This window comes from Dietzia maris (assembly GCF_036287335.1).
Lineage (GTDB): Bacteria > Actinomycetota > Actinomycetes > Mycobacteriales > Mycobacteriaceae > Dietzia > Dietzia cinnamea.
Map to the genome: position 1 here is coordinate 503,120 of NZ_CP143053.1, position 24,534 is coordinate 527,653.

Annotated in this window: 25 protein-coding genes; 10 read left to right on the forward strand and 15 right to left on the reverse strand. The window is 71.7% G+C overall.

What is annotated here, in order from left to right:
- Window positions 1-34 precede the first annotated feature (34 nt).
- Both VYL96_RS02265 and VYL96_RS02270 read left to right on the forward strand, forming a co-directional pair.
- On the forward strand, window positions 35-358 hold the full coding sequence (locus VYL96_RS02265; RefSeq protein ID WP_131886374.1) for a hypothetical protein: 324 nt from the start codon (window positions 35-37) through the stop codon (window positions 356-358).
- Window positions 358-642 carry a YlcI/YnfO family protein gene (locus VYL96_RS02270; RefSeq protein WP_131886375.1) on the forward strand — a complete coding sequence of 95 codons (285 nt, stop codon included), beginning with the start codon at window positions 358-360 and terminating at the stop codon, window positions 640-642. Before VYL96_RS02265 ends, VYL96_RS02270 begins: the two co-directional genes overlap by 1 nt.
- Here the strand turns inward: VYL96_RS02270 and bioD are convergent.
- From bioD to bioB, 4 genes are read right to left on the reverse strand one after another with little or no spacing between them, the layout of a single operon-like run.
- Complete coding sequence (gene bioD, locus VYL96_RS02275; protein ID WP_082767832.1) at window positions 627-1,466, reverse strand: ATP-dependent dethiobiotin synthetase BioD; 840 nt, start codon at window positions 1,464-1,466, stop codon at window positions 627-629. The genes VYL96_RS02270 and bioD overlap by 16 nt on opposite strands.
- A complete protein-coding gene (locus VYL96_RS02280) occupies window positions 1,463-2,674 on the reverse strand; it encodes an 8-amino-7-oxononanoate synthase (protein ID WP_061229773.1) in 1,212 nt (403 codons plus the stop codon). Before VYL96_RS02280 ends, bioD begins: the two co-directional genes overlap by 4 nt.
- Window positions 2,671-4,038 carry an adenosylmethionine--8-amino-7-oxononanoate transaminase gene (locus tag VYL96_RS02285; protein WP_131886376.1) on the reverse strand — a complete coding sequence of 456 codons (1,368 nt, stop codon included), beginning with the start codon at window positions 4,036-4,038 and terminating at the stop codon, window positions 2,671-2,673. Before VYL96_RS02285 ends, VYL96_RS02280 begins: the two co-directional genes overlap by 4 nt.
- A gap of 1 nt (window position 4,039) precedes the next feature.
- Complete coding sequence (gene bioB / locus VYL96_RS02290; RefSeq protein WP_131886377.1) at window positions 4,040-5,146, reverse strand: biotin synthase BioB; 1,107 nt, start codon at window positions 5,144-5,146, stop codon at window positions 4,040-4,042.
- A gap of 106 nt (window positions 5,147-5,252) precedes the next feature.
- On the opposite strand from bioB, the gene VYL96_RS02295 reads away from it, so the two are divergent.
- Window positions 5,253-5,789, forward strand: a complete 537-nt coding sequence (locus tag VYL96_RS02295; protein WP_070722334.1) for a TetR family transcriptional regulator — start codon at window positions 5,253-5,255, stop codon at window positions 5,787-5,789.
- A gap of 53 nt (window positions 5,790-5,842) precedes the next feature.
- Here the strand turns inward: VYL96_RS02295 and VYL96_RS02300 are convergent, their stop codons facing one another.
- The 4 genes from VYL96_RS02300 to VYL96_RS02315 form a co-directional block, all read right to left on the reverse strand.
- A complete protein-coding gene (locus VYL96_RS02300) occupies window positions 5,843-6,412 on the reverse strand; it encodes a CAP domain-containing protein (RefSeq protein WP_061914094.1) in 570 nt (189 codons plus the stop codon).
- 158 nt (window positions 6,413-6,570) lie between these two features.
- Entirely contained in the window at window positions 6,571-7,194 is a 624-nt protein-coding gene (locus VYL96_RS02305; RefSeq protein WP_131886378.1) for a CAP domain-containing protein, read from the reverse strand.
- A 261-nt stretch (window positions 7,195-7,455) separates the two neighbouring features.
- Window positions 7,456-7,989: a CAP domain-containing protein gene (locus VYL96_RS02310; protein WP_131886379.1), complete on the reverse strand. Its 534-nt coding sequence runs from the start codon at window positions 7,987-7,989 to the stop codon at window positions 7,456-7,458.
- A 405-nt stretch (window positions 7,990-8,394) separates the two neighbouring features.
- Window positions 8,395-9,165: an MFS transporter gene (locus tag VYL96_RS02315; protein WP_243699785.1), complete on the reverse strand. Its 771-nt coding sequence runs from the start codon at window positions 9,163-9,165 to the stop codon at window positions 8,395-8,397.
- Window positions 9,166-9,383: 218 nt separating this feature from the next.
- Here VYL96_RS02315 and VYL96_RS02320 point away from each other — a divergent pair, with 218 nt between their 5' ends.
- A complete protein-coding gene (locus VYL96_RS02320) occupies window positions 9,384-10,859 on the forward strand; it encodes an IS1182 family transposase (RefSeq protein WP_329436936.1) in 1,476 nt (491 codons plus the stop codon).
- 48 nt (window positions 10,860-10,907) lie between these two features.
- On the opposite strand, the gene VYL96_RS02325 is transcribed toward VYL96_RS02320, so the two are convergent.
- A complete protein-coding gene (locus VYL96_RS02325; protein ID WP_329438679.1) occupies window positions 10,908-11,723 on the reverse strand; it encodes an MFS transporter in 816 nt (271 codons plus the stop codon).
- Window positions 11,724-11,868: 145 nt separating this feature from the next.
- Between VYL96_RS02325 and VYL96_RS02330 the strand changes: the two genes are divergently transcribed.
- Window positions 11,869-13,008 (forward strand): baeRF3 domain-containing protein, encoded by a 1,140-nt coding sequence (locus VYL96_RS02330; protein WP_131885792.1) that lies wholly within the window; start codon window positions 11,869-11,871, stop codon window positions 13,006-13,008.
- A gap of 164 nt (window positions 13,009-13,172) precedes the next feature.
- Window positions 13,173-13,967, forward strand: a complete 795-nt coding sequence (locus VYL96_RS02335; RefSeq protein ID WP_243699701.1) for a SurA N-terminal domain-containing protein — start codon at window positions 13,173-13,175, stop codon at window positions 13,965-13,967.
- A gap of 30 nt (window positions 13,968-13,997) precedes the next feature.
- Here the strand turns inward: VYL96_RS02335 and VYL96_RS02340 are convergent, their stop codons facing one another.
- Window positions 13,998-14,150 carry a hypothetical protein gene (locus VYL96_RS02340; RefSeq protein ID WP_165928484.1) on the reverse strand — a complete coding sequence of 51 codons (153 nt, stop codon included), beginning with the start codon at window positions 14,148-14,150 and terminating at the stop codon, window positions 13,998-14,000.
- Between the two features lie 3 nt (window positions 14,151-14,153).
- Window positions 14,154-15,008, reverse strand: a complete 855-nt coding sequence (locus tag VYL96_RS02345; RefSeq protein WP_131885793.1) for a class E sortase — start codon at window positions 15,006-15,008, stop codon at window positions 14,154-14,156.
- Window positions 15,009-15,344: 336 nt separating this feature from the next.
- Between VYL96_RS02345 and VYL96_RS02350 the strand changes: the two genes are divergently transcribed.
- Entirely contained in the window at window positions 15,345-16,985 is a 1,641-nt protein-coding gene (locus tag VYL96_RS02350) for a hypothetical protein (RefSeq protein WP_243699702.1), read from the forward strand.
- A 68-nt stretch (window positions 16,986-17,053) separates the two neighbouring features.
- Here VYL96_RS02350 and VYL96_RS02355 read toward each other — a convergent pair whose 3' ends face one another.
- Window positions 17,054-17,908 (reverse strand): universal stress protein, encoded by an 855-nt coding sequence (locus VYL96_RS02355; RefSeq protein WP_131885794.1) that lies wholly within the window; start codon window positions 17,906-17,908, stop codon window positions 17,054-17,056.
- A 133-nt stretch (window positions 17,909-18,041) separates the two neighbouring features.
- Here VYL96_RS02355 and VYL96_RS02360 point away from each other — a divergent pair, with 133 nt between their 5' ends.
- From VYL96_RS02360 to VYL96_RS02370, 3 genes are all read left to right on the forward strand, one after another.
- Window positions 18,042-18,479: a Fur family transcriptional regulator gene (locus VYL96_RS02360; RefSeq protein WP_131885795.1), complete on the forward strand. Its 438-nt coding sequence runs from the start codon at window positions 18,042-18,044 to the stop codon at window positions 18,477-18,479.
- A 55-nt stretch (window positions 18,480-18,534) separates the two neighbouring features.
- Window positions 18,535-20,061: a catalase gene (locus VYL96_RS02365; RefSeq protein ID WP_131885796.1), complete on the forward strand. Its 1,527-nt coding sequence runs from the start codon at window positions 18,535-18,537 to the stop codon at window positions 20,059-20,061.
- 89 nt (window positions 20,062-20,150) lie between these two features.
- On the forward strand, window positions 20,151-20,636 hold the full coding sequence (locus VYL96_RS02370) for a Dps family protein (protein ID WP_243699703.1): 486 nt from the start codon (window positions 20,151-20,153) through the stop codon (window positions 20,634-20,636).
- Between the two features lie 157 nt (window positions 20,637-20,793).
- Here the strand turns inward: VYL96_RS02370 and VYL96_RS02375 are convergent, their stop codons facing one another.
- The 3 genes from VYL96_RS02375 to mgtE form a co-directional block, all read right to left on the reverse strand.
- Window positions 20,794-21,855, reverse strand: coding sequence for a phosphotransferase family protein (locus VYL96_RS02375; RefSeq protein ID WP_131885797.1), 1,062 nt, complete (start codon window positions 21,853-21,855; stop codon window positions 20,794-20,796).
- Window positions 21,852-23,030: a TIGR03857 family LLM class F420-dependent oxidoreductase gene (locus VYL96_RS02380; protein ID WP_131885798.1), complete on the reverse strand. Its 1,179-nt coding sequence runs from the start codon at window positions 23,028-23,030 to the stop codon at window positions 21,852-21,854. The genes VYL96_RS02375 and VYL96_RS02380 overlap by 4 nt, the downstream gene beginning before the upstream one ends.
- Before the next feature lie 117 nt (window positions 23,031-23,147).
- Window positions 23,148-24,533, reverse strand: coding sequence for a magnesium transporter (gene mgtE / locus VYL96_RS02385; protein ID WP_243699704.1), 1,386 nt, complete (start codon window positions 24,531-24,533; stop codon window positions 23,148-23,150).
- Between the last annotated feature and the right edge of the window lies 1 nt (window position 24,534).

Below are 24,534 nucleotides of genomic sequence, written 5' to 3' on the forward strand. Positions count from 1 at the left end.
TCTCGTCGCCTCAAACCGTGATACAGTTTTGAATGTGAAAGCGGTGATCTACGCGTCCGCACGCCGACATGGAGTTGCGGATGCGGAGATCAGAGCGGTGCTGGCGCATCCGATAGTTCGCTATGGCCTGGTGCCTCGGGCGGATCCCGAGGCGAAGCTGGTCAGGATGGTCGGCGACATGAACGGTGGGGCCTTGATCGAAGTGGTCGCCGACCAGATCGAGCAAGATGAGCTGCATGTGTTCCACGCCATGCTGCTGACGGCGGCTGTGGCTCGCGAGGTCCTCGTGGCAACCGGAGGGGCGGTTGATCTGACCGATGAGGTCAGTGCCCGGCAGAGAGCGCGATTGGAGGAATGATGAGTGCTGCCAGTGAACGTGAAGCCCGCTACGAGCGTCTTGCCGACGCGGTGGAGGCCGGCGAGTACGAGATCGACGCCGGGGCTGTCGAAATACGTCCGGACTACCGGCCCGGCCGGCCGCGGACCGGTGATGTCGCAGAAGAGACCCGGCCGTTGGCTGTCCGTTTGACCGAGTCGGACCGCCGAAGGCTTGCGGACTATGCCGAGCGGACCGGGCAGCCGATGAGTGCGGTTATCCGGTCAGCGATCGACGAGTACCTCGGACGTCATCCCGCAGCCTGACAGGCCGGAGATCCGATAACCGTCGACTTCTCACCGTAGTGCGCCCGCCGATCTCCGCTTCGAAGGACGTCGAGCAGGTCGGGGACGAACCACCCCGGTGCGCGCCGCCCGAACTCGTCCCGCTCCACCGCCCCGGCACCCGCGGGCACCCGGCCGAGCACCGGAACCCCGGTCAGGCGGGGCAGATCCTCGAGGTTGCAGCGCTCGGCGAGGTCCGGATCGGCCGGCCAGGACCCGATGACGATCCCCGCGCACCGCAGACCCGCCGCCTCGATCGCGCGGACGGTGAGCTCGGTGTCCGACAGCGTGCCCAGTCCGGCCCTCGCGACCACGATGACCGGGGCGTCGAGCGACCGGGCGAGGTCGAGGACGGTGAGGCCGGTACCGAGCCGGACGAGCACGCCGCCGGCGCCCTCGACCAGATCCAGGCGCCCGCGTGCAGGTCCGGAGGCCGCCGCGGTGTCGGGCGCCGACCCGCCGGACGTGCGGAGCCACGCGCGGATCGGATCGATCAACTCGGGCAGCGTGGACTGCGGCAGGCCGGCGACGCGGGCGGCGGTCTCAGGCGCCAGCGGATCGGGCAGCCGACGGATCTCCAGCATCCGCCGCACCCTGGACAGGCGCGCGGCCTCGTGGGCGTCGCCGGGCTCGCCGGGCGCGAGGCCCGTCTGGATCGGTTTGCAGATCCCCACGTCCAGGCCCGCCGACAGGCCGTGGGCGGCCAGCGCTGCGGTGGCGATGGTCTTGCCCACGTCCGTGCCGGTGCCGGTGATGACGATCGGCGCCGGGGCGGGCGGGGATGCGGAGCCGGAAGACGCGGTCATGCGCGGGCCCCCTCGAGCCGCGCTGCCGCCCCAACCGGGTGCCCGTGCTCGGCCAACACCTGGGCCAGCACGTCGCTCGCCCGCGCGAGGTCGGCGTCGGAGAGGTCCGCCCGGGCGGTGAGGCGCAGCCGCGCGGTGCCCTCGGGAACCGACGGCGGGCGGAAGCACCCCACCCGGACGCCCAGCTCGAGGCACCTGCCGGCGGCGGAGACCGCGCGGGCGGGGTCGCCGAGGATCACCGACACCACCGCCGAGCGTGGCTGCTCGGCGCCGGTGACCGCGGCCAGGTGCTCGGCGACCTCCACCACGCGCGAGGCGAGCGAGGGGTCGCGGCGCAGGACGCCGAGGGCGGCGCGGGCCGCGCCGACCGCGGCGGGGGCGAGGCCGGTGTCGAAGATGAAGGTGCGCGCGCTGCTGATGAGGTGCTCGCGCACCCGCTCGGACGCCAGGACCACCCCGCCCTGCGACCCGAGCGCCTTGGACAGCGTCGCCGTGACCACCACGTCCTCGTGCCTGCTCAACCCCAGTTCGTCCACGAGCCCCCGCCCGCGGTCGCCGCGCACGCCGAGGCCGTGGGCCTCGTCGACCAGCAGGACCGCGCCGTGCGCGCGGCTCGCCCCGTGCAGCGCGAGCAGGGGAGCCAGCTCACCGTCGGCGCTGTACACCGAGTCGGTAACGACCAGCGCGCGCTCCTCGGTGCGCTCGGCCAGGGCGCGTGCCGCCGCCGCGACGTCACCCCGGTCGACGACGACGACACGCGCCCTCGCGAGCCGGCACGCGTCCACCAACGACGCGTGCGAGCCGCCGTCGGAGACGATGAGCGATCCCCGCCCGGACAGCGCCACCACGGCTCCGAGGTTGGCGGTGTACCCGGAGGAGAAGACCAGCGCGGCGGGCTTGCCAGTGAACTCGGCGAGCTCGTCCTCGAGCGCCAGATGCTCCTCCGTCGTGCCCGTGACCAGGCGTGATCCCGTCGCGCCCGCACCCCAACGGCGCGTCGCTGCCACGGCGGCGTCCACGACCTCGGGGTGCCGACCCAGCCCGAGGTAGTCGTTGGAGGCGAGGTCGATCACGCCGTCATCGGCCGCGCGTGGGGCCAGCACCCGCCGCACATGCCGGGCGGCCCGGTCGGCGGCGGCGTCGTCGAGCCAGTCCAGGGCGGGGGAGCGGTCGGGCGCGGGCCCGACCGGTGAGCTCGGCCCGATCATCGGCCCGCTCCCGCCGCTGCAGCCCCGGCCACCGCCGCCGCACAGATCCGATCGATCTCGTCATCCGTAGAGGTGTACGGCGGCATCGTGTAGATGAGATCCCGGAAGGGGCGCAGCCACACGCCGTGCGAGGTGATCGCTGTTGTCGTCGTCGTCATCTCCACCGGCTCGGCCAGCTGGATCACCCCGATCGCCCCGAGCACCCGCACGTCCACCACACCGGGCACGTCGAGCGCGGGCGCCAGCCCGTGGCGCAGGCGTGCCTCGATGCGTGGCACGTCGCGCCGCCACCCGCCGCCGGCCACCAGATCCAGCGACGCGCACGCCACCGCGCACGCCAGCGGATTGCCCATGAACGTCGGCCCGTGCGCCAGGCCCCCCGCCTCGCCGGCGCTGATGACCTCGGCCACCCGGTCGGTGGTGAGCGTCGCGGCGAGGGTGAGATACCCGCCGGTCAGGGCCTTGCCCACGCACATCACGTCCGGTGCGACGCCCGCGTGGTCTGCGGCCCACAGCTCGCCGGTGCGGCCGAAGCCGGTGGCGATCTCGTCGAAGATGAGCAGCGTGCCCGTCTCGTCGGCCAACCGGCGCAGGTCACGCAGGTACCCGGGGTGGTGGAAGCGCATCCCGCCCGCGCCCTGGACCACCGGCTCGACGATGATCCCCGCCAGCTCGTCGGCGCTCCTCCGGATCACCCGCTCGAGCTCGGCGACGTAAGCGGGGTCGTAGTCGGCGGGCGGAGCGGGCGCGAAGACCTGCTCGGCCACGACGCCGCGCCACATCGCGTGCATGCCGCCCTCCGGGTCGCACACGCTCATGGGCGTCAGGGTGTCGCCGTGGTAGCCGCCGCGCCACGTCGCCAGACGGGTCCGCCCGGAACGGCCGAGCGAGCGCTGGAACTGAATGGCCATCTTGGCCGCGACCTCTACGGCCACAGAGCCCGAGTCGGCGAGGAAGACCTTGTTCAGCGCGCCGGGGGCGAGGCGGGCGAGCCGCGTGGCCAGCTCGACTGCCGGTTCGTGCGTGAGCCCACCGAACATCACGTGGCTCATCGTGTCGATCTGCCGGTGCGCGGCCGCGTCGAGGTGTGGGTGCCGGTAGCCGTGTATCGCCGCCCACCACGAGCTCATGCCGTCGATGAGCTCGCGCCCGTCGGCCAGCCGCAGCCGCACACCCTCCGCCGAGACCACCGGCAGTGGCTGGGTGCTCGCGGGGAACCCGCCGTAGGGGTGCCACACGTGCTCGGCGTCGGCGGCGAGGAGCGCGCCGGTGCGCGCCTGCGCGGCGTCGGCGGCGAGGAGGGCGGAGGGGGTGTCGACGACGACGAGGCCCTCGGAGCGGGGGAGGTGGACGGAGGCCGACATGTCAGGCGTTCGCGGGCTCGCTCGTGCCGGCTCCGCGCGTGCGGATGGCCACCTTCTCCTCCCGCCTCCCGGGAGCCGCGGCCGCGGGATCGCCCTGCTCGCCGGCGTGCTCCGGCGGTGCCATCCGCAGGACCTCGAGGCCGGCGTCGGCGATCATCTGCAGGTCCTGGGCGCCGGGCTGGCCCTCGCTGGTGAGGTAGTCGCCGAGGAACAGCGAGTTCGCCACGTACAGCGCGATGCCCTGCAGGTGGCCCAGGTGGCGCTCGCGGCCGGCGGCCACGCGGATCTCGGTGTCGGGGGCGACGAAGCGGACCATGGCGAGGATGCGCAAACAGTCGCGCGGGTTGAGCGTGTCGACGCCCTCGAGCGGGGTGCCGTCGAAGGGCAGGAGGAAGTTCACCGGGATCGAGTCGACCTCCTTCGCCCGCAGGTCGAAGGCCAGCTCCACGAGCTGTTCGGGGGTCTCGCCCATGCCGGCGATGAAGCCCGAGCACGCCGACAGGCCCGCGCCGTGCGCCTGGGCGACGGTGTGCTCGCGGTCGGCGTAGGTGTGGGTGGTGCAGATGTCCTCGTAATGGCTCTCGGCCGTGTTGAGGTTGTGGTTGTAGGCGTCGGCGCCGCTCGCGCAGAGCTTCTCGGCCTGGCCGTCCTTCAGTGCGCCCAGGCAGGCGCACACCTCGACGCCCGGGGTGTCGGACTTGATGGCCTCGATGATGTCGGTGACCTTGCCGACCTCGCGGTTGCTGGGGCCGGTGCCGCTGGCGACCAGGCACACGCGCGAGGCGCCGGCCGCGATGCCCGCCTTGGCGGCGGTGACGGCCTCGTCGGTGTTCAGCCACGTGTAGCGCAGGATGCCGGCCGTGGAGTTGAGGCGTTGCGAGCAGTAGAAGCAGTCCTCCGGGCACAGGCCGGACTTGAGGTTGACCAGGTAGTTGACCTTGACGGTGTTGCCGAAGTGCTCGTATCGCAGCCGGGACGCCGCGGCCACGACCTCCATGAGCTCGGAGTCCGGCGAGTCGAGGACTGCCAGGGCGTCCGCCGCGGTGACGACTCCGCCGGCGAGGACGTGGTCCGCGAGCTCGTGCCAGCGGGGGGTGGTGACGGGCATGGCTTCCTCCTGAACGCCGTTCATTGAACGGTGTTCAAGCTAGCCGAGCGTCCTCGTCTTGTACAGCGTTCAGGAGGATCGGGGTCGCGCGGTAGGATCGTCGATCGTGGCCCTGACAACGACAACGGTCGTCGACACCGCGCTCGACCTGCTCCGCGAGTCCGGGCTGCCCGGGATGTCGATGCGCACGTTGGCGACGCGGTTGGGCGTCCAGCCGAGCGCGCTGTACTGGCACGTGCCGTCCAAGCAGGCGCTGCTCACCGCGGTCGCCGAGCGGATTCTCGCGGCCATGGGCTCGGTGGGCTCGGGTGCGTCTGCGGCCGCCGAGCTGCGGGAGGTGGGTGCGGTTCTACGGGCGGCGGTCAGGGGCGTGCCGGACGGCGCGGAGATCGTCGCACTCGGCCTCGCGGCCGGTGCGGTGAACCCGGTCGCCGGCGCGGTCGAGGCCACCTGCGTCCGCCACGGCCTGGAGGGTCGGGCCGCGGGCCTGACGACGGCTCTGACCTCCTACGTGGTGGGCCTGAGCCTGGAGGAGCAGACGCACCACAACCTCACCGTCGCCGACCCCGCGACGCCGCCGGTCGAGTTCGAGGCGCGGTTCGAGCAGGGCCTGGACGCGCTGCTCGCGGGCGTGCCCGCCTGACGCTTGCCGCAGCGCGCCACGGGTGGGCCGGCGCCGTCGCGCCGCCGGCCGGATCAGTAGCGGGCGAACACCTGGGTGGCGTAGAGCTTGCCGTCCGCGGCCACGGCGGCGCCCATGCCCATCGAGGTGTGGCCCGGGTTGAGAAGGTTCGCGCGGTGGCTGGGGGAGTTCATCCATTGGTCCACCAGCTGCTGCGGCGTGGCGTGCGCATAGTTCTGCAGCACGTTCTCGCCGAAGTGGCGCCAGCCGCCGGGGATCTCGTCGCGCACGTGCGGGTTGTGGAACATGCGGTTCTGAGCGGCCTGCGTGCCGCTCCAGCGGACCGCCACGTCCGTCAACCCGCCGTGGCTCTGGAGCGGGGCGAGACCGTGCGCGCTGCGAGCGGCATTGGTGGCGTTCTCGAGCTGGGCGCGGTACTCGGCGGAGGCGGGATCCAGGGTGGGCGCACCCCCGGCGGGCGCAGGAGCGGCGAATCCGATCGTCAGGCCGGGCAGGTGGATCTGCGGCAACTGGATCTGGGGCGCCTGAGCCGACGCCTGGGGTCCGGCGCCGAGGGCGACGGTGGCGGACGCCGCGGCGACCAGGATCAGGCCGCGGCGCAGATGGTGGAGGGCTCGGGTCACGAGGGTGGGTACCTTTCGTGTGCTGCGACCCGACGGTCGGATCGCCAGCCGAGACGGTAGGGCCGACCGGTGCCCTAAGCCAGCCGTCATCACCCCGTGACCGGCCTGACCTGCACTCCGTCGGGGGCGAGCGCACCCCCGCTGGACGGGTGTTCGTGTCAGTCGCGGGCGAAGTCCTGGACCACGTGCACGGTTCCGTCCTCCGCGGTGACCACTCCTACGCCGACCCGCGTGAACTCGCCGTCGAGCATGCGCTCCCGCATCCCGGTGTCGGTGAGCAGTGCGGACAGAGTGTTCTGCGGCGTCGCGCCGGCGGGCAGGGTCAGCACTGTGCGGTCGCCGGACTCCTCGCCCGCGGGAGCCTTCTCCGAGTCGGCGTCCTCACCCGCCCGGGCGTCGGCGGGAACGGGGACGTCGCCCGTGGCCGGATCGCCTGCGGCGAGTTCGGCCGCGCGCTCACGGGCCGATGCCTCCAGTGCCGGGTCGGTGATCAGTCGGTCCGCGCCCACCACGAGACGGGCGTCGTTGACCGCTGCGACCACGCTGCCCTCGAACGCCATCAGCCGTACCTCCTCCGGTAGGAGATCGGCGGTGGCGGGGTCGGCTGCCGCGGGACCACCGGGCTGGGGGCCGGCCGGGGCGAGCGACGACAGGCCGGGGATCGCCAAGCCGAACGGCAGGGCGAACCCCAGCGATCCCTGGGCGGCCGCGGTGCCCGTGCCGGAGACGAGCAGAAGGGCTGCGGCGCCCGTGGCGACAGCGGAGCGGAAGTGGTGACGCACGCGATGGTCCTTTCCTCGGCCCCGGCTCGCGCCGGGCTTGCGTGGGCGAAGCGGACTGCGCGACGGGCTCGCCGGGCAGTCACTCCTGCAACTATCGTCACTCTAGTCACAAGTGTTACAGGTGTGCGATTCGTGCACCGACGGATGCCCGCGATGCCGGGCGCCGCGACGCCGGCGTCCTACCGGCCGACGACAACGGCGACGCCCCCGCGGGGGAGCGGGGGCGTCGCCGGGAGGTCGTGGCCGCGCGGACCGGTGAGGTCAGCGCAGGCTGACGAAGTTCTGGGTGGAGTACAGCTTGCTGCTCGCGGCCACGTCCGCGCCCACGCCGAGGTGCGTGTGGGCGGGATTGAGAAGGTTGACGCGGTGCGGGGTCGAGTTCATCCACTGACGCACCAGGGTCTCGCCACTGGCGCCGCACCAGTTCTGCAGCACGTTCTCGCCATAGCTGCGCCACTGTCCGGGGTAGGCCGCGGTGACCTGGGCGCGGATTCCGGGGTTGTGGTACATCCGGTCCTCGGTGGCCATCTGTTCGCTCCAGGTCTGGGCGATCCCGTCCAGGCTCTCGAGCCGCTTGACGGGGGCCACCTTCGCGGCCGCGCGCTCGCGGTTGGTGTGTTCGTGGACGTCCTCGATCACCTGCTCGAGCTCCGCGGGGGTCGCGGACTCGCAGGGCGCCGGCGTGGCCATGGTGAATTCGAGAGACTGGGCGGCGGTGACCGGGGCGGTCAGGACGGTGAATGTGGCGGCGGCGATGACGACAGCGCGTATGCGGAGCCGGGCGATAGTTCTCATGAGGGGATCCTGAGGGGATATGGGGGATGTGAGGGTGGCGGAGGGGTTGCCACGACCTGAGAATAAGGTCACGTCCCGGCGGCCACGCGAGAATCCACCCCCGCCGGTCCGGGGGCCGGATCGCGAAAAGGCCAGGTCGGCACGACGAGTGTCGCTCCGTCATCTAAACGATCGTCCAAGAGCGCCGAACGCGGCCCGCCGGGTCCACGGATTGCGGCCCTGACCCGGCGCGGGGTGCCCGGGCCGGCGGGATACGGATGAGCGTTTTCTCGCCGTTCACACGTTGAGATGATCACCACACGTGGTCGGATCAGCCCCGCGGCCACCCGGCCGGAGGGGGTGGGTCGATTCTCTCCGCTTGAACCGCCCATCCGCGCGGAGGCAGGGTGTCGCGGAGGCAGGGCGTCAGGCGCAGCGCTTCTCGCGGCGGCGATCCACCACGCTGAACGCCAACGCGCCCGCCGCCAGCAGCGCGATGATGCCCAGCGCCGCCCGGAACGCCAGCAGCCAGTCGCCGCGGGTCTCGACGATGCCGAAGAGCACCCCGGGTACGATCGCCGTGCCGACTGCGGTGCCCATGCGCTGGCCGAGCGAGATGATGCTGCCCGCGACGCCGCCGTAGGCCGGGTCCACCGCCCGCAGCGTGAGGGTCTGGTTGGGCGAGATGGTCATGCCCTGCGCGATGCCGACGAACGCCGCCGGGACCATGAACACCAGGTAGTGCAGCGCGCCGGATTCGACGAAGCCGGCCAGCACCATGAACGTCACCAGTGCGGTGATCGTGATGGAGAAGCCGGTGATGACCATCCGCCGCCCCAGGCGCAGGACGAACCGCCCCGCGACCTGCGCGGAGATCGCCGCGCAGACCGACGCCGGGAGGCTGATGAACGCCGAGTCGATGGGTGCGTACCCCAGGTGGAACTGTAGGTACAGCGGCATGATGACCCACAGGCTGGTGCCGCCCACGAAGTAGATGGACACGATGATCATGCCGTTGCGGAAGCCCGCGTCGCGGAAGATGTCCGGGTTGACCAGCGGCGGCCGCCCGAGCCGCTCGTAGCGCCGCTCCCACCACGCGAACACCCCGAGCAGGGCCAGCCCGGCGGGCACGAGCGCCCAGTACGCCGGATGCAGGTCGCGGCCGAGGAACGGCAGCATCACCGCGAGCACGGCCACACCGAGCAGCGCGATGCCGATGGGGTCCAGATCGAGCCGCCGACGCCCCGGGGCCGGCCCGGTCGCAGACGGCCCTCGCGTGCCCGGGGCGTCCGCTCCAGTGGCGGAGCCGGCGGCGTTGTTGTCGTCGTCGTTGTCGTCGTCACCTAGGAGCGTGGGTCAGTAACACGCCAGTTCAGGTCCGCTGATGGGGCGGGTTCGGCGGGATAATTGTCGTCATGGGCGAGGAAGGGTTGTTCGCCGCCGAGGAGTTCCGCGTCGAGCGGGCTGACCGGCAGGGCGAGGTCGAGCCGGTGGGCGCAGGCAAGACATTTCGGGCGTTCGACCCGGGCCAGGGGTTGTTGCTGCCGCCGTCGCTGGATGACTGGCTTCCGGCCGATCATCTGGCACGGTTCGTGGCGGATCTGGTCGATGAGCACCTGGATTTATCGCGGATCTACGTCTCCTACCAGGAGGGGCGCGGGGCCCCGCCGTACGATCCGCGGTTGATGGTGCGGTTGCTGATCTTCGGCTACACCACGGGGGTGCGCTCCTCCCGCGGGATCGAGAAGGCCTGCACCGACATCGTCGCTTTCCGGTGGTTGGCGGCCGGGGCGGCCCCGGACTACCGCGCGATCGCCAGGTTTCGCAAGAGGCACCTGGCCGCGCTGGGCAACCTGTTCTTGCAGGCGTTGGCGTTGTGCCAGGCCGCCGGGATGGTCACGCTTGGACAGGTCGCGCTGGATGGGACGAAGCTGCGGGCGAACGCCTCCAAACGCAAGGCCATGTCGTACGCGCGGCTGACGGACAAGGAGAAGGTACTGGCCCAGGAGGTCTCCGATCTGCTGGCCGCCGCCGAGGCCATCGACAAGGCCGAGGACGCCAAGTTCGGCAAGAACCGGCGCGGGGACGAGCTGCCCGATGAGCTGGCCCGCCGAGAGTCTCGCCTGGTCAAGCTGCGCCAGGCCAAAGCTGCTCTGGAAGCCGACGCCGCCGCCGATGCGGCGGAGAAGGCTGAGGCTAAGGCCCGCGGTAAGGGCGAAGACGAAGACACCGTCGCGCAGAAGGCCGCTGAGGCCGCCGAGCGCGCCACGCCCAGGCCGAAGGCCCAGCGCAACTTCACCGACCCGGAGTCGAAGATCATGCTCACCGGGGACGGGTCGTTCGCTCAGTGCTACAACGGCCAGGCCGTGGTCGATGCCGCCCATCAGATCATCGTGGCGGCCGAGGTCAACGACTGTGCCGCCGACGTCGGCAACCTCATCCCCATGACCGAGCAGGCCATCAGCAACACGGGGCAGGCCCCGAAGCAGATGCTCGCCGATGCCGGGTACTGCTCAGCCGCGAACCTCGCCGCCTCCGCCGAGGTCACCGGCGAGCAGGGCACCGAGTTCTTCATCGCCACCGGACGACAGCGCAGCGGGGAACCGGCGCCGATCGCCCCCCGGGGACCGATCCCGGCCAGCGCCACGGACAAGCAGCGCATGGCCCGCAAGCTCGCCACGAAGAAAGGCCGAGCGGTCTACGCCCAGCGCAAAGCGATCGTCGAACCGGTCTTCGGACAGATGAGCACCCTGCAGAACGGCAAGCAACTCCTGATTCGCGGTCTGGACGCCGCCCGCGGTGAATGGCTACTGCTCGCTGCCTGCCACAACCTGCGAAAGCTCCACGGTCATATCGGCGCCACCGGGCTCGGCGGCCTCCAGATCGCCTGAACTGGCAGGCCCGGGCGACCTACAGGCTGACCCGCGGACTGAACGCCATCACCGCGGCTTCGCAAACCGAATACCTGGCCGCCAGTGACGCCGGCCCGAGCGCAACGCTCTCACGCACTCCGCCGTACTCTCGGCGCGCTTCGAGCCATTACTGACCCATGCTCCTAGTCGGGCGGTGGCCCGCTCCAGGCGCGCCATCTCCGCCGCACGGGCCCTCGACCCGCCCACGTCCGGACCCTCGTCGGCGGCACGGGGGAGGGTGCGGTCGTCGGCGAGCCAGCGCTGCCCCAACACCAACGCCAGCACGCCCAACGGCACGTTGACCAGGAACATCGCGCGCCAGCCCAGGTTCTCGCCGAGCGCCTCGATGAGCAGCCCGCCCACCAGGGGCCCCGACGCGGTGGCGATCGAGACGGTGGTGGCCATGGTCGCGAAGGCGCGGGCGCGCGCCTCCTTGCGGAAGTACTTCTGGATGAGTCCGAACGTCTGCGGGTTGAGCATCCCCGAACCGACGCCCTGCACCAGGCGCGCGAGGTTGAGCATCTCGATCGACTGCGCGAAGCCCGCGATCAGCGCGCCGACGATGAACACGGTGACGCCGGCCAGGAAGATCCGCTTGCGGCCGGTCGCGTCACCGAGGCGACCCGACGGCACCAGGAGCAGGCCGAACGCCAGGGCGTAACCCGAGATCACCCACTGCAGGCTGCTGGAGTCGGCGTCGAACGTCGTGCCGATCACCGGCAGGGCCACGTTGATCACCGACAGCGCCAGCAGCGCCATGAACAACGGGACCATCAGCGGCGTGAGGATTCTCGCCGTGCTCACCGGCCGGGGGGTCGCGGTCTCCACACGTTGATCGGTCACTCCCGCGATGGTAACCGCGGCGCGCTCGCACGTTCGGCGCCAACCGTCCGCACTCCGCACCCGCTGGCGCGCACCGATTGTCACAGCCCCACAACAACCCGGTCACAACCTTCTCCCGCACAGGCGTCGTCGGTAACGTCAGGTCATGGCTGATCCAATCCGCACCGCAGAAGCAGATCCCATCCCGTACGCCGACCTCACCGAGCTGGGCGGCACCACCGGCCGGGCCGTGTCCATCTTCCTGCCCACGGCCCGCGGGGGCGCGGAGGTCCGGGAGAACCCCATCCGCGCCAAGTCGCTCATCAAGGAGGCCGAGGCCCAGCTCCGCGCCCACGGCGCCTCGGAGGAGGAGACCGGCGAGATCCTCGGGCCGCTGGTCACGCTCCTCGAGGACGACCCCTACTGGAATTCCATGGCCGACGGCCTCGCGCTGTTCGCCGCGAAGGGCATCTGGCGCGCGTACCGCCTGACCACCGACCTGCCGGAGGCGGTCCACGTGAGCGACCGGTTCGCGCTCCGGCCGATCGTGCCGGCGGCGGTCGGAGACCGCACGTTCCTGGTGGTCGCGGTGAGCCAGAACAAGGTCCGGCTCCTCGAAGGGACCGCGTCGACGATCCGCGAGCTCGACCTGGGTTCGATCCCCTCGTCGGTGGACGACATGGCGGGTGACACGCAGCCGCCGCCGCACCAGCAGCAGCGCTTCAGCGCCGGGGTCGGCGCCGGACACGCGGGCAGCACCGCGGGTGGGGGAATCGTGCACAGCCACGGCACGGGCGCCGAGGTCGGCGACGTGCAACTGGAGAAGTTCCTGCGCCAGGTCGCCCACGGGGTCGAGGAAGTGCTCGAGCCCAACGATCGCCGCCTCGTCGTGTTGGCGTCCGTCGCCGAGTACATGCCGCGGTTCCGCGAGTTCCTGAACTACGAGAACCTGGTGGACGAGGTCGCGGCCGGCAACCCCGATGCGCTGTCGCCCGGGGACCTGCACGAGCGGGCCTGGAAGGTCGTGCAGCCCGCGTTCGGCCGTCTCGCCGAGCGCGACGCCGAGCGCTTCGGGGACGCGATCGGCGCCGGCCGGGCGATCGCCGGCGGCGGCTCGGATATCCTCCGCGCCGCGCAGGAGGCCCGGGTCGAGCGGCTCATCCTCACCCGCCGCCGCTGCGCCGCCGACCACGGCCCCGACGACCTGGACTCGGCGATCGGCCAGGTCCTGGCCACGTCGGGGTCGGTGATGGTGGTGGACTCGCTGCCGCAGGACGTGTCGGAGGGCGCGATCCTGCGGTTCTGACGCACCAGGTGGCGGGCGGCGCGGGTGAGGCCCCGCGCCGCCCGCCTCGCTGTTCGCGCCCTGCGCCTTGGCGCGCCGCGCCGCCCGCCTCGCGCACAGCTCCCGCTCAACTCGGATGTGTAGCGTCGGCGTCTTCACGCACACGAACAACGTGAGGAGATCGAGTGCGCTCGAGGACATGGAGGGCGGCCGTCGCCGCCGCGGGACTCGCACTGGTGGTCGCGGGGTGCGGCGCCGGGGGCGACGACGACGAGGGCGGCGCCACGGCCGCGCCCGCAGCAGCCGAGCAGTCCGGACAGGCGGCCGGGCCGGAGCAGGGCGGCGAGCAGTCGCCCGACGGGCCCGATACCTCGGACATCCCGGACCCGGTGGCCGAGGTGAACGGGACGGAGATCTCGCGCGACGAGTTCCTGTCGGTGTTCGAGAACCAGTATCAGCAGATGAGCATGCAGGCGCAGATGACGGGCCAGCCCGTCGACGAGGCGCAGCTCAAGAAGCTGACCACCGACGGGCTGGTCGGCACCGAGCTGCTGACCCAGGAGGCCGAGAAGCGGGGCATCGAGGTCTCCGACGAGGAGATTCAGGCGGAGCTCGAGGAGTTCGCCGAGACGAACCAGGTCAGCCCCGACGAGTTCATCGCGGCGATGGGGGAGCAGGGCCTCGACCGCGACGCGGTGATGGAGCAGATCGACAAGCAGCTGCGTGTCGAGAAGCTCATCACGTCCGAGTTCGGCGAGTTCGAGGTGACTGACGCGGAGATCGAGGCCGCCTACGAGCAGATCGGTCAGCAGCAGGCGATGGCCGGCGGCGGCGGTGCGGCCGGTGGTGGCGGACTGCCGCCGCTGGAGCAGGTGCGCGGCGAGGTCTCCGAGCAGGTGCGGGTCCAGAAGGAGGCCGGCGCGATGGAGGAGCTGTCGCAGAAGCTGCGCGCTGGCGCGGACGTGACCGTCCACCTCTGATCGCCCGGCGGCGTGCCCGGCGAGTTGCGCCTATACCGTCACGTCGTTGTGCGGCAGCTGCTGCGAAACCCACGGGAACACCACTTCCATGAGCAGCAGGAAGACCGCCACCAGCAGGGCAAGCGCGATCAGCGCCTTCACCGGCCGCGGGCCGGGCAGGAATCGCCACAGGTAGGCATACATCGGTCAGTCCTCCAACGCGGCCGGGCGGCCGTCGGCCTTGGCGGTGGTCTCGGTGAGCACGGCGTGCACGATCAGCCTCTCGGCGTTCGAGTACATCGGGTGGCAGGTGGTCAGGGTGAGCAGCCGCTCGAGCGCTGTCCCGTCGGCGCCGCTCGCTGCCCCGGGCACGGGCGCGATCACCTCCACCGCCTCCGGTGTGGTGATGTGCGCGCCCCGGACGTGGGCGTAGTCGCCGGTTGCGATCCGCTCCGACTGCTGCGGCGTGAGGCAGTTCTGCGCAGCGGCCAGGCGTTCGGCGCCGCCGGCCTCTACTGGCAGGAGCCGGTACGTCAGCCACTGCGTGGCGGTCTCGATGACGATCGGTTCGCACGAGGTCAACCGGTCGAGGCGCTCGAACACGGCGCCGGAGCCGTTGCGGTGACCGGCCAGCGCCGCGTTGCCCGCCTCGCCGGGCATCTGGGTCCCGGGATAGTGTCCCGGCCCTGTGCGCAGGTCCTCGGCGCGGACGCCCTCGACCACCGCGTAGACCGCGTCGTCACCGAGCGTCGGCAGGTGGATGCGGGCGAACGCCTCGCCCAACGCTGGAACGGCCGGCGGTACCGGTTCGCCACCGGGCGCGCGGGTTGCCGGCCCCGCGGACTCGTCGGCGATCCCTGCGGCGTCATCGGCGGCTTCTGCGGCCGGGCCGTTCGACCACCGTTGTTCGAGTCCGGCGGCCGCCTCGTTCTGCAGGCGCCGTGAGTCGAGATTGCTCCAGAACGCCTCGTAGAACAGGAAGAGCAGCAGCACCGCGCCCACCGTGAGCAGCAGTTCGCCGACGATCCGGGTGGCGCCGAGCCGGCCGGTTCGTGCGCTCATCGATATCCCCCGTCGTCCTTCTGGTCTGCGTGGCCCGTAGCGCCCGGGCTCGTGTCTGCCCACCCCCTGATCAGTGCCCGCTCCGGCGCCCGCGTCGGACCGGAGCCGGCGCGCGCCCGTCCAGTGTCTGCTTTCGCATCGTCCACCGCCGGTGAGATCGTCTCACGACGACTCCCCGGGCCCCCGCACCCGGATGGTCGTACTCATGGCGGAAATGGACGTAGCCATGGCGGCGTCCGGCCAGATTTTCCGCCATGGTTACGTCCAAATCGGGGGAGCAAAATCGGGCGAGCCAACTCGCAGCGGCGGGACCACCCCGAGTGGTGGAATCTCGGCATGGACGCGTCGCCCCGGACTCTCGCAGTCTTCCTTTCCTCTGCGGTGGTCGCCGCGGGCATCAGCGCGGCGCTGCCCTCTGCGGCCGCCGCTCAGCCGGCTACCCCGCCCGGCCTCGGCCCCGCCGGCACAGCCACCGTCCACGGCGACGCGGCGTCGACCGACACGCTGCCCGGCCGCGGCCCCGGCGCGCACCCCGCGATCGCCTCTGGCCTCACCGGAGCGACCTGCTCCACCGTGTTCGTCGGTTCCGACGGCATGCCGGTCGCCCTGTGCACCGCCTACCTGGGACTCAACCCGCCCACCCCGCTCGCGCCGACGGTCAAGCTCTTCCATCCGGAGACCGCGGCAGTGCTGGCGGAGGTGCAACTGACCAAGGGCGCGCTGCTCGGCGGGGTCTACGGGTACCTCGACGCGCAGGACCGGGTGGTGGTCGCGGACGGGGACCGCAAACTCCTCGCCGTCGGGCATGATCGCGCGCCGGACGGCTCCTGGCGCATGACGGTCGACGTCCTCGCCGACCTCGCCCCGGCCGTCCCCGACGGGGACGCGATCACCGGCCTCATGCCCTCCTTCGACGGGCGGGTGTGGTTCGCGACGTCCGGCGGGGTGGTGGGAACCGTGCGGCCCCGCGGCGCGAGTGGCGGCGGTGACGCCGGCGGCCTGGCGGCGGTCGGCGGGGAGGACGGTGCCGGTGTCGACGACGACGAGCTCCGCTACCTCGCCCTGCCCGCAGGGGAGAAGATTTCCAACGGGCTGACCGTCCGGCCGGGAGGCGCGTCGGTGATCACCACCCGCGCGCTCTACGAGATCGACACCTCGGTCGACGGGACGCCGACCGTGCGCTGGCGGCACGGCTACGAGGTGGGGCCCGCGCGGAAACCCGGCCTGCTGGCCCACGGGTCGGGGACGACGCCCACTTACTTCGGGCCCGATGACTCGCTGGTGGCGATCACCGACGACGCCGAGCACCCGGACCTGATCGTTCTGCGCCGGGAGGACGGGGCCGAGGTCTGCCGGATGCCCGCGTTCGCCACCACGCTTCGGCCCGACTCCGCCGCCGACGACGGGGTGCTCATCGACGGGTCCGCCGCCACGGAGAACTCGATCATCGCGGTCGGAAACGCGTTGGTGCTGGTCAACACGTACGGCTTCGAGTACCCGCCGTTCGCCGTGGACGGCCCCGCGGCGCCGGCGTCGGCGCCGTACGCGGGCGGGATGACCCGGATCGACGTGCGGCCCGACGTGCCGGGGGACGCGGGCCCGAGCTGCTCGCGCGCGTGGACCTCGACCGCCCGGACGGCGTCCCTACCCAAGCTGACGACAGGTGACGGGCTCATCCACGCGCTGGCGTACGGTCCGCGACGCGACGGGGGAGCGGGAGCTCCCGGCCCGGCGGCCGGCCCGGCGGCCGGCTCGGCGGGGCTGCCGCTCGATCAGGGGCTGGCCCAGAAGGTCGGCCCGGTCGATGTCACCTCGACGGACGTGGAGACCGGCCGCGAGGTCGCCCGGACCTTCGTCGGCCACGCCCCCTTCGACGAGCCGATGGAGCTGACCGGCACGATCGCCTCCCGCGGCGACGCCCCGGGCATCATGTGGCAGCCGACCCTCACCCGCATGCTGCGCATCGGGCCGGCCTGAGCTCCTGTCTCGGGCAGGACCAGACGGACCCGACGCCGCGGAAGACGTGGGGTCGGGCGCGCGGTGGGTCAGTCGGTGGGGCGGACGACCGCGACCGGGCACGGCGCCGTCTGCAGCAGTCGCCGGCTCACCGAGCCCAGCAGCAGGCCGGCGAAGCCGCCGTGGCCCCGCGAGCCGGTGACCAGCAACGACGCGCCCGCGGCTTCGTCAGCGATCGTGACGGCGGGCTCGCCGACGACGAGGATGAGCTCGACCTCCACGCCCGGATGGCGGGCCTCGTGCGGGGCGAGGGAGTCGAGGACCTCTTTCTCATCCTCGGCGATCACGCTCTCGGCCAGCCGATCGAGGTCGAACAGCGACGCCCCCGGGAGCCGGGGCACCTCCACTGAGTGGACTGCCCGCAGGGTGGTCGCGCGGCGCTCGGCCTCGGAGAACGCGTATGCCACGGCGGCGCTGCTGGCCTCCGAGCCGTCGGCGGCCAGCACGACCGGGCCCTCGGTGGGGTCCGCGGGCGCGTGCGGCGTGATGACGATGACCGGGCAGGTCGCGTGTTCGACGACCCCGGCGGACGTCGAGCCCATCGCGAAGTCCTCCCGCACGGTGAGCCCGCGGCTGCCCACGACGATCGCCGACGCGCCGCGGCCGGCCTCGACCAGTGCCCCGACGGGACTGTCGGCGATCACCCGGTAGGTGGTGGGGACGTCGCCGACGAGATCGGCGAGCTGATCGCGCATGGCGCCCTCGACGTTGGCGCGGGCGGTGTCGTCGAAGGCGACCACGCGACCGACGGCGCGGTCGGCCGAGATCACCTCGAGCGGGGTGTCCAGCCCGCGGGCCCGGGCGGCGGCCCAGGTCACGGCTCGACGGGAGTCCTGCGAGCCGTCATAGCCGCACACGATCGGTCCGGTGGCGGTCACCGTCATGGGTTCCTCCTGCGCGTTCTCGGGTCGCCCGTCAGCCTAGTCGGCCGCGGCCGCCGCGCGGCCGCGAAGATTTCCTACAAGGGAGCCATTCTCTTTCTGGACTAGTTCCAGAAAGTCGGCTATGGTGAGTGCCATGACGACAGCAGGGGAACTGGGAGCACTGCTCCGACAAGCCGGATTGAGGGTCACCTCGCCGCGCCTTGCGGTCCTCGACGTCGTCGCCGGTCGTCCCCATATCGCGGCGGAGGATGTCGCCTCCCTCGTCCGGGAACGACTGGGCGCGGTGTCCACGCAGACCGTCTACGACGCGCTGCGGGTGTGCACCGAGGTCGGTCTCATGCGCCGTATCGAACCCGCCGGCTCGCCGGCGCGGTACGAGCGACGCACGGGGGACAACCACCACCACCTCGTGTGCCGGCACTGCGGGCGCATCGAGGACGTCGAATGCGCGGTCGGGCACGCACCCTGCCTCTCCGCCGACAGTGACCACGGCTTCCGGATCGACGAAGCAGAGGTCAACTACTGGGGCACATGTCCCGAATGTCGGGCGAAGCAGTCCGCGCTCGTCTAAGACTGAGACCAAGATCACATCCACTCCACACCACTCATCCGAGGAGCATCACGACGTGACCGTTCACCCCGCCGACCGCGGCGTTCGCGATTTCCAGCCCGGCTCGCACACCACCACCGACAGTGGCCAGCCCGTCCCCAGCGACGAGTTCAGCGCCCAGGTCGGCAAGAGTGGCCCGCAGCCGCTGCACGACTTCTACCTGATCGAGAAGCTCGCCCACTTCAACCGCGAGAACATCCCGGAGCGTCTGCCCCACGCCAAGGGCTCGGGCGCGTTCGGCGTCTTCGAGACCACCGAGGACATCTCCGACATCACCTGCGCCGGCCTGTTCCAGAAGGGCGTCAAGACCCCCATGCTGGCCCGCTTCTCCACCGTCGCCGGTGAGAAGGGCAGCCCGGACACGTGGCGCGACCCGCGTGGCTTCGCTCTGAAGTTCTACACCGAGGAGGGCAACTACGACCTCGTCGGCAACAACACCCCGATCTTCTTCATCCGCGACGCCATCAAGTTCCCGGACTTCATCCACTCGCAGCGCCGGAAGAACGCCTCGGGCCTGCGCAATCACGCCATGCAATGGGACTTCTGGACCCTGAGCCCCGAGTCCACCCACCAGGTCACCTGGCTCATGGGCGACCGTGGCATCCCCGCCACCTGGCGTCACATGGACGGCTTCGGCTCGCACACCTACCAGTTCATCAACGCCGAGGGTGTGCGCCACTGGGTCAAGTTCCACTTCAAGACCAACCAGGGCATCAAGAACCTCACCCAGGCCGAGGCCGACAAGCTGGCCGGCGAGAACGCCGACTACCACCGTGAGGACCTCTACGAGGCCATCAAGAACGGTGACTACCCGTCCTGGGACCTGCACGTCCAGGTCATGCCGGTCGCCGACGCGGCCACCTACCGGTACAACCCGTTCGACCTGACCAAGACGTGGTCGCAGCGCGACTACCCGCTGCGCAAGGTCGGCACCATGACGCTGAACCGCAACCCGCAGAACCACCACGCGCAGATCGAGCAGGCCGCGTTCGCGCCGACCAACATCGTCAAGGGCATCGGCTTCTCGCCCGACAAGATGCTGCTCGGTCGCGTCTTCGCCTACCCGGACATCCAGCGCTACCGCATCGGTGCCAACTACCAGCAGGTCCCGGTCAACCGGCCGCTCTCGGAGGTGAACTCCTACTCCAAGGAGGGCGCCATGCAGTTCGAGTTCCCGCACCCCGCGCAGGCCGAGTACCACCCCAACTCGCTCGGCGGGCCGGCGGCCGATCCGGCCAAGGCCTACGACCTCGGCGCCTGGGACGCCGAGGGCACCGAGATCTTCCGCGGTGACCTCACCCCCCATGCCGATGACACGGACCAGGTCCAGGCGACGATCCTGTACCGCGAGGTGATGAACGACGAGGAGCGCGAGCGCCTGGCGGCCAACATCGCCGGCCACGTGTCCGCGATCCACCCGGACGAGACCGAGCTGCTCGAGCGCGTCTACGCCTACTGGGCCGCCGTCGACGAGGGCCTGTGCCAGGCCGTGAAGGCCGGCGTCGAGGCCGGCCCGCGCGGCAACCACCGGCTGCAGGACTGACGGCAGTCAACAGAACGGGCATACTGGGAACGTCCAGTGCACGATCCGATTCACTTCCACGACCCGGAGAACCGGGTCAGAAGGGAGCCATGATGGCTGCTGATTCGAATGGTCTGTTCACCTCGTTCGTCCCCGCCGAGGCTCAGGAGGCGGTGACGAACGCGCTGCAGGAGTCGCTCGTCGACCTGATCGACCTGTCGCTCGTCGCCAAGCAGGCGCACTGGTCCGTCGTCGGCCCGCGCTTCCGGAGCATCCACCTCGCGCTCGACGAGGTCGTGACGGACGCCCGCGCCTTCGTCGACGAGGTCGCCGAGCGGGCCACCGCCGTCGGCGTCAGCCCGGACGGCCGCTCCGCGACGGTCGCCGCGAACAGCGCGCTCGACGAGGTCTCGGCCGAGTTCACCTCGGACGACAAGGTCGTGCGGGTCATGACCGAGGCCCTCGAGGCGGCCATCAAGCGCCTGCGGGCGAACATCGGCAAGGTCGGCGACGACCCGGTGACCGAGGACCTGCTCATCGGCATCAGCGCCCGGCTCGAGCAGCTGCACTGGATGTGGCAGGCCCAGTCGGTCTGATCGGCTCGGCCTGACCCTCCCGCCCACGAGATCCGCTACTCCGCCTACGGATCCGCGCCCCTCACACGGGTAGCGGATCCCGCGGCGGGGTAGCGGATCTCGTCATTTCGGCCGGGGACGACGACGAGGTGGACTCGTACCCCGGCGGCGCCCGGTGTCAGCCGGACCGGGCCACCGCCAGCGCGTCGTGGTCGGCGATCGCGCGACACGACCGGCGCATGAGCACGGTGAACATCTCGTCCCCGCGGGGCGTGCGCGTCCCGTACATCCACCCGAAGATCCCCAGCACCGGCGTCTGCAGCAGCCCGTAGACGTAGTCGTCCCAACACTCGTCCGCCGAGTAACCGGTGACCCCGTGACCGAGCAGCGCACGGTGGTACTCCGCGACGATCTCGCGCTCCGCGGGCCGCCGGTCGCCCACCGTGAGGCTCGAGCCGAGGAAGCCGCCCAGGTCCCGACCGGGCAGGCCCACCGCCAGCGTCTGCCAGTCGCACGCCAGCGAGGGACGGCTCCCGACCGGGTCGACCAGCATGTTGTCGGCCCGGTAATCCGCGTGCAGGAGAGCGAACCGCTCGGCCCGCCCACTGGCCCACTGTGCGATCAGCGGGGCGATCCCGGCCATGATGCGGCGCTCGTCGTCGTCGAGCCCTCCCCCGAGCTCGGAGAGGAACGCCTCCACCGCCGGCCCGCCGAGCTCCTGCAGCGTGACGTTGTCCTCGACCGTCGGCACCGACAGGCCCTCGACGCGTCGCAGCTCGGGGTCGCACCACCGCGGCCCGTGCAGGCCCGCGAGGTTGGTCGCGCAGTCCACGGCCTGTTCGATGGACAGGCCGGTGAGCTGGTCGCCCTGCACGAGCGGCGAGACGTCGTCCAGGACCAGCGTGAACTCGCCCTCCCGCTCGCCGAGCTCCGCGAACCGCGCCCGCGGCACGCGGACGGCGACGGTCGGCGCGAGGTCGCGGTAGAACAGCACCTCGCTCCGGTACACGCCGTGCAGCAGCGGGCGCATGCCCTCGTCGGGATTCGGCAGCTTGACGAAGAGCGTCGGTGGCAGCCCGTCGCCGTCGACGTGCGCCACCACACAGCACCCGATCTGCCCCGTGCCCACACGTTCTGTGCGTACCGACCGGACCTCGGTGCCCAGCGCCTCCGACAGCCACGGCGCCGTCACCTCCTCCGGCGTGCAGGCCACCCCGGGGTTCGACGCGACGCCGGTCATGACGGCAGGTCCTCTCGTAGACGGGCGGTGTCCGGTCGGACTGCCGCCGCGTCCGCTGCCCTGGCGTCGCGGCGCGGCCGGATCCGGCCCGGGTTGGCGTCGAGGTGGGCGAAGCGGCCGGGGTCACGCCGACGCCGCCACTCGGTGAGCACCGGGGCGAGCTCGTCGGGCGTGGCGCCGTGCAGCACCACCGAGTCCGCGCCCAGCGCGAGCTGCCCCTCGATCCGGTCCGCGCAGCGTGCGGCGCTGCCCACCGCGGCGGTGGCGAGCCACTCGTCGGGCAGGACGTCCGCCGCGTGGCGGAGCAGGTCGAGGTCGTCGGTCGCGTCGAGCGCACCGGAGTGAGCTGACAGTCGTTCGTCGGCCCGGAACCGCTCGAGCCCCGCCGGGTCCCAGTCGTTGACGCGGACCAGGACGTCGCCGTAGCCGGTGAGGTAGGTGGCCAGCCGCCCGACGAGCTTGCGCAGGCGCGCCGCCTCGTCGAGCGAGTCCTCGATCGTCGCCATCACGGACCAGACGCGGACGCCGGCGGGATCGCGACCGGCCCGCTCGGCAGACTCGCGCACCAGGCGCACGCAGCGTGCGACCGCCGCATCGGACATGAAGGTGTGGAGCACGACCCCGTCGGCGATCCGTCCGGCCAGCCGCAGCTGGTTGTCGCCCATCGCCATGAGCAGCACGGGGATGTCCTCGGCGAACGCGGAGTCCTGCACCAGGTACGGGTAGCTGCCGGCGGGCCCATCGTGGCCGACCACCGCGCCGCCCGCCCACAGCGTCCGGTAGAGGCCGATCGCGTCCTCGAGCTGCGCGGAGGTCACGTGCGGCAGGCCCATGATGTCGAACAGCATCGGGATCCCGCGCCCCAGCCCGAGCGCGTAGCGGCCGCCGGACATGCGGTGCAGCGTGGCGGCCATCGTGGCGGTGACCAGCGGGTGGCGGGTGTTGTGGTTGGTAGCGGCGGTGCCCACGCCGATGCGGCTGGTCGCGGCCACGGCGGCGCCGGCCATCACCGCCGCGTCCTTGAGCGCGAACCGCTCCGAGAGCAGGATCGAGCCGAGCCCCAGCTCCTCGGCGCGGGCGGCCTCGGCGAGGAGGTCCGCGGGCGCGGCGCTGTGCCCGGCCAGGCCGTAGCAGGCGAGTTCGGGCATGAGATTGTCGGTGGCATCGTGCGGCATGGGCACCCTCTGGCGGCGGACCGTCACCCGGGTCGGGTGATGAGGGTCACACTAGCGGCCGGGCGGACCTCGCGGTCGGTTCCCGTCGCTGACCGTGGGGAGCCGGTCAGTTCACCGCTACAGGCCCAGCACCGCCCGCGCGATGAGGAAGTACACGACGAGCCCCGTGGCGTCGACGAAGGTCGTGATGAACGGATTGGAGAACACGGCCGGGTCCGCTCGGACGGCCTGGGCGAGCAGCGGCATGAGCCCGCCGACGGTCGCCGCGATCGTGCACAGCGCCAGTAGCGTGAGCCCGATGACCAGGCCGAGGTCGGCGTCGTAGACGAGCCCGGTGACCGCGGAGCCCACGGCGCCGAGGATGACGCCCAGCGTGAACCCGGCCCGGATCTCCTGGCCGAGCACCCGCAGGGCGTCGCGTGGGCGCACGTCGCCGAGCGCGAGCGCACGGGTGACGGTGGTGGCGGCCTGGTTGCCGGTGTTGCCGCCGGTGCCGATAATGAGCGGGACGAACAACGACAGCGCCACCACCTGCTCGATGGTCGCCTCGAACACCTCGAGGACCTGCACCGTCAGCGCGGCGCCGAACGCCAGCACGAGGAGCCACACGACGCGGGAACGCACCAGCGTCCGCACGGGCGTGGCGAGGTAGGGGCGCCGGAGAGGTTCGGAGCCACCTGCGCGGGCGGTGTCCTCGGTCTCGGCGTCCTCGAGGATGCGCAGCGCGTCGTCGAAGGTGAGGATCCCGACCAGGCGGTGCTCGTCGTCGACGACCGGCAGGACGATGAGGCGCTCGTCGGCGGAGCGGCGGGCGGCGGCCTCCGCGGACTCGCGGGCGCGGGCGGTGATCGCCTCGTTCATGAGCTCCCGCACGGGCGTGCCCGGCTCCGCACGCATGATCGCGCGCAGTCCCACGATCCCCACCAGCCGCCGTTGGTCGTCGGTGACGGGGATCGCGTAGATCGTCTCCGCCTGGTCGATCCGTCGCAGGACCCGCTCGAGGGTCTCGCCGGCGGTGAGGTCGGGGTGGGTGGAGACGAACTCCGGGCTCATCCGCCGGCCCACCGAGCCGGTGGGGTAGTCGAGCACCGCGGCGGTGAGCGCCTGCTCGGCGTGGTCGAGCTCCCGCAGGAGCCGCGTGGCGACGTGGGCGGGGAGCTCGTCGACGAGCCCGGCGCGGTCGTCGGGGTCGAGGTCGGTGAAGAGCTGGTTGACCCGCTCCGCGTGCAGGTCCCGGATCAGCTCCGACTGCAAGGACGGATCGAGGGCCTCGAAGACCACCAGCGCCCGGCCCTTGGGCAGGAGCCGGAAGACGACGGCCCGGTCCCTCGCGCCGCTGCGCTCGAGGACGTCCACGACCAGCGATGGCGGCAGAGCCTCAACCATGTCGGCCGCGGCGTGCAGATCCCCTGCGCCGATGAGGGCGTCGAGCCGTCGTGCGGCCTCGGCCGGGTCGCGGACGGTCACCGCTCCCGGCGAACGCGCATCATCTGGCCCGGTCATG

What these genes read in the sequence shown, in the direction of transcription:
- VYL96_RS02280 (WP_061229773.1), bottom strand. Translation starts at nt 2,674, where the DNA reads ATGATCGGGCCGAGCTCACCGGTCGGGCCCGCGCCCGACCGCTCCCCC.
- VYL96_RS02345 (WP_131885793.1), bottom strand. Translation starts at nt 15,008, where the DNA reads ATGAGCGCACGAACCGGCCGGCTCGGCGCCACCCGGATCGTCGGCGAA.
- VYL96_RS02355 (WP_131885794.1), bottom strand. Translation starts at nt 17,908, where the DNA reads ATGACGGTGACCGCCACCGGACCGATCGTGTGCGGCTATGACGGCTCG.
- VYL96_RS02370 (WP_243699703.1), top strand. Translation starts at nt 20,151, where the DNA reads ATGATGGCTGCTGATTCGAATGGTCTGTTCACCTCGTTCGTCCCCGCC.
- bioB (WP_131886377.1), bottom strand. Translation starts at nt 5,146, where the DNA reads ATGCCCGTCACCACCCCCCGCTGGCACGAGCTCGCGGACCACGTCCTC.
- VYL96_RS02380 (WP_131885798.1), bottom strand. Translation starts at nt 23,030, where the DNA reads ATGCCGCACGATGCCACCGACAATCTCATGCCCGAACTCGCCTGCTAC.
- VYL96_RS02320 (WP_329436936.1), top strand. Translation starts at nt 9,384, where the DNA reads ATGGGCGAGGAAGGGTTGTTCGCCGCCGAGGAGTTCCGCGTCGAGCGG.
- bioD (WP_082767832.1), bottom strand. Translation starts at nt 1,466, where the DNA reads ATGACCGCGTCTTCCGGCTCCGCATCCCCGCCCGCCCCGGCGCCGATC.
- VYL96_RS02360 (WP_131885795.1), top strand. Translation starts at nt 18,042, where the DNA reads ATGACGACAGCAGGGGAACTGGGAGCACTGCTCCGACAAGCCGGATTG.
- VYL96_RS02310 (WP_131886379.1), bottom strand. Translation starts at nt 7,989, where the DNA reads ATGAGAACTATCGCCCGGCTCCGCATACGCGCTGTCGTCATCGCCGCC.
- VYL96_RS02340 (WP_165928484.1), bottom strand. Translation starts at nt 14,150, where the DNA reads ATGTATGCCTACCTGTGGCGATTCCTGCCCGGCCCGCGGCCGGTGAAG.
- VYL96_RS02350 (WP_243699702.1), top strand. Translation starts at nt 15,345, where the DNA reads ATGGACGCGTCGCCCCGGACTCTCGCAGTCTTCCTTTCCTCTGCGGTG.
- VYL96_RS02375 (WP_131885797.1), bottom strand. Translation starts at nt 21,855, where the DNA reads ATGACCGGCGTCGCGTCGAACCCCGGGGTGGCCTGCACGCCGGAGGAG.
- mgtE (WP_243699704.1), bottom strand. Translation starts at nt 24,533, where the DNA reads ATGACCGGGCCAGATGATGCGCGTTCGCCGGGAGCGGTGACCGTCCGC.
- VYL96_RS02330 (WP_131885792.1), top strand. Translation starts at nt 11,869, where the DNA reads ATGGCTGATCCAATCCGCACCGCAGAAGCAGATCCCATCCCGTACGCC.
- VYL96_RS02285 (WP_131886376.1), bottom strand. Translation starts at nt 4,038, where the DNA reads ATGTCGGCCTCCGTCCACCTCCCCCGCTCCGAGGGCCTCGTCGTCGTC.
- VYL96_RS02270 (WP_131886375.1), top strand. Translation starts at nt 358, where the DNA reads ATGAGTGCTGCCAGTGAACGTGAAGCCCGCTACGAGCGTCTTGCCGAC.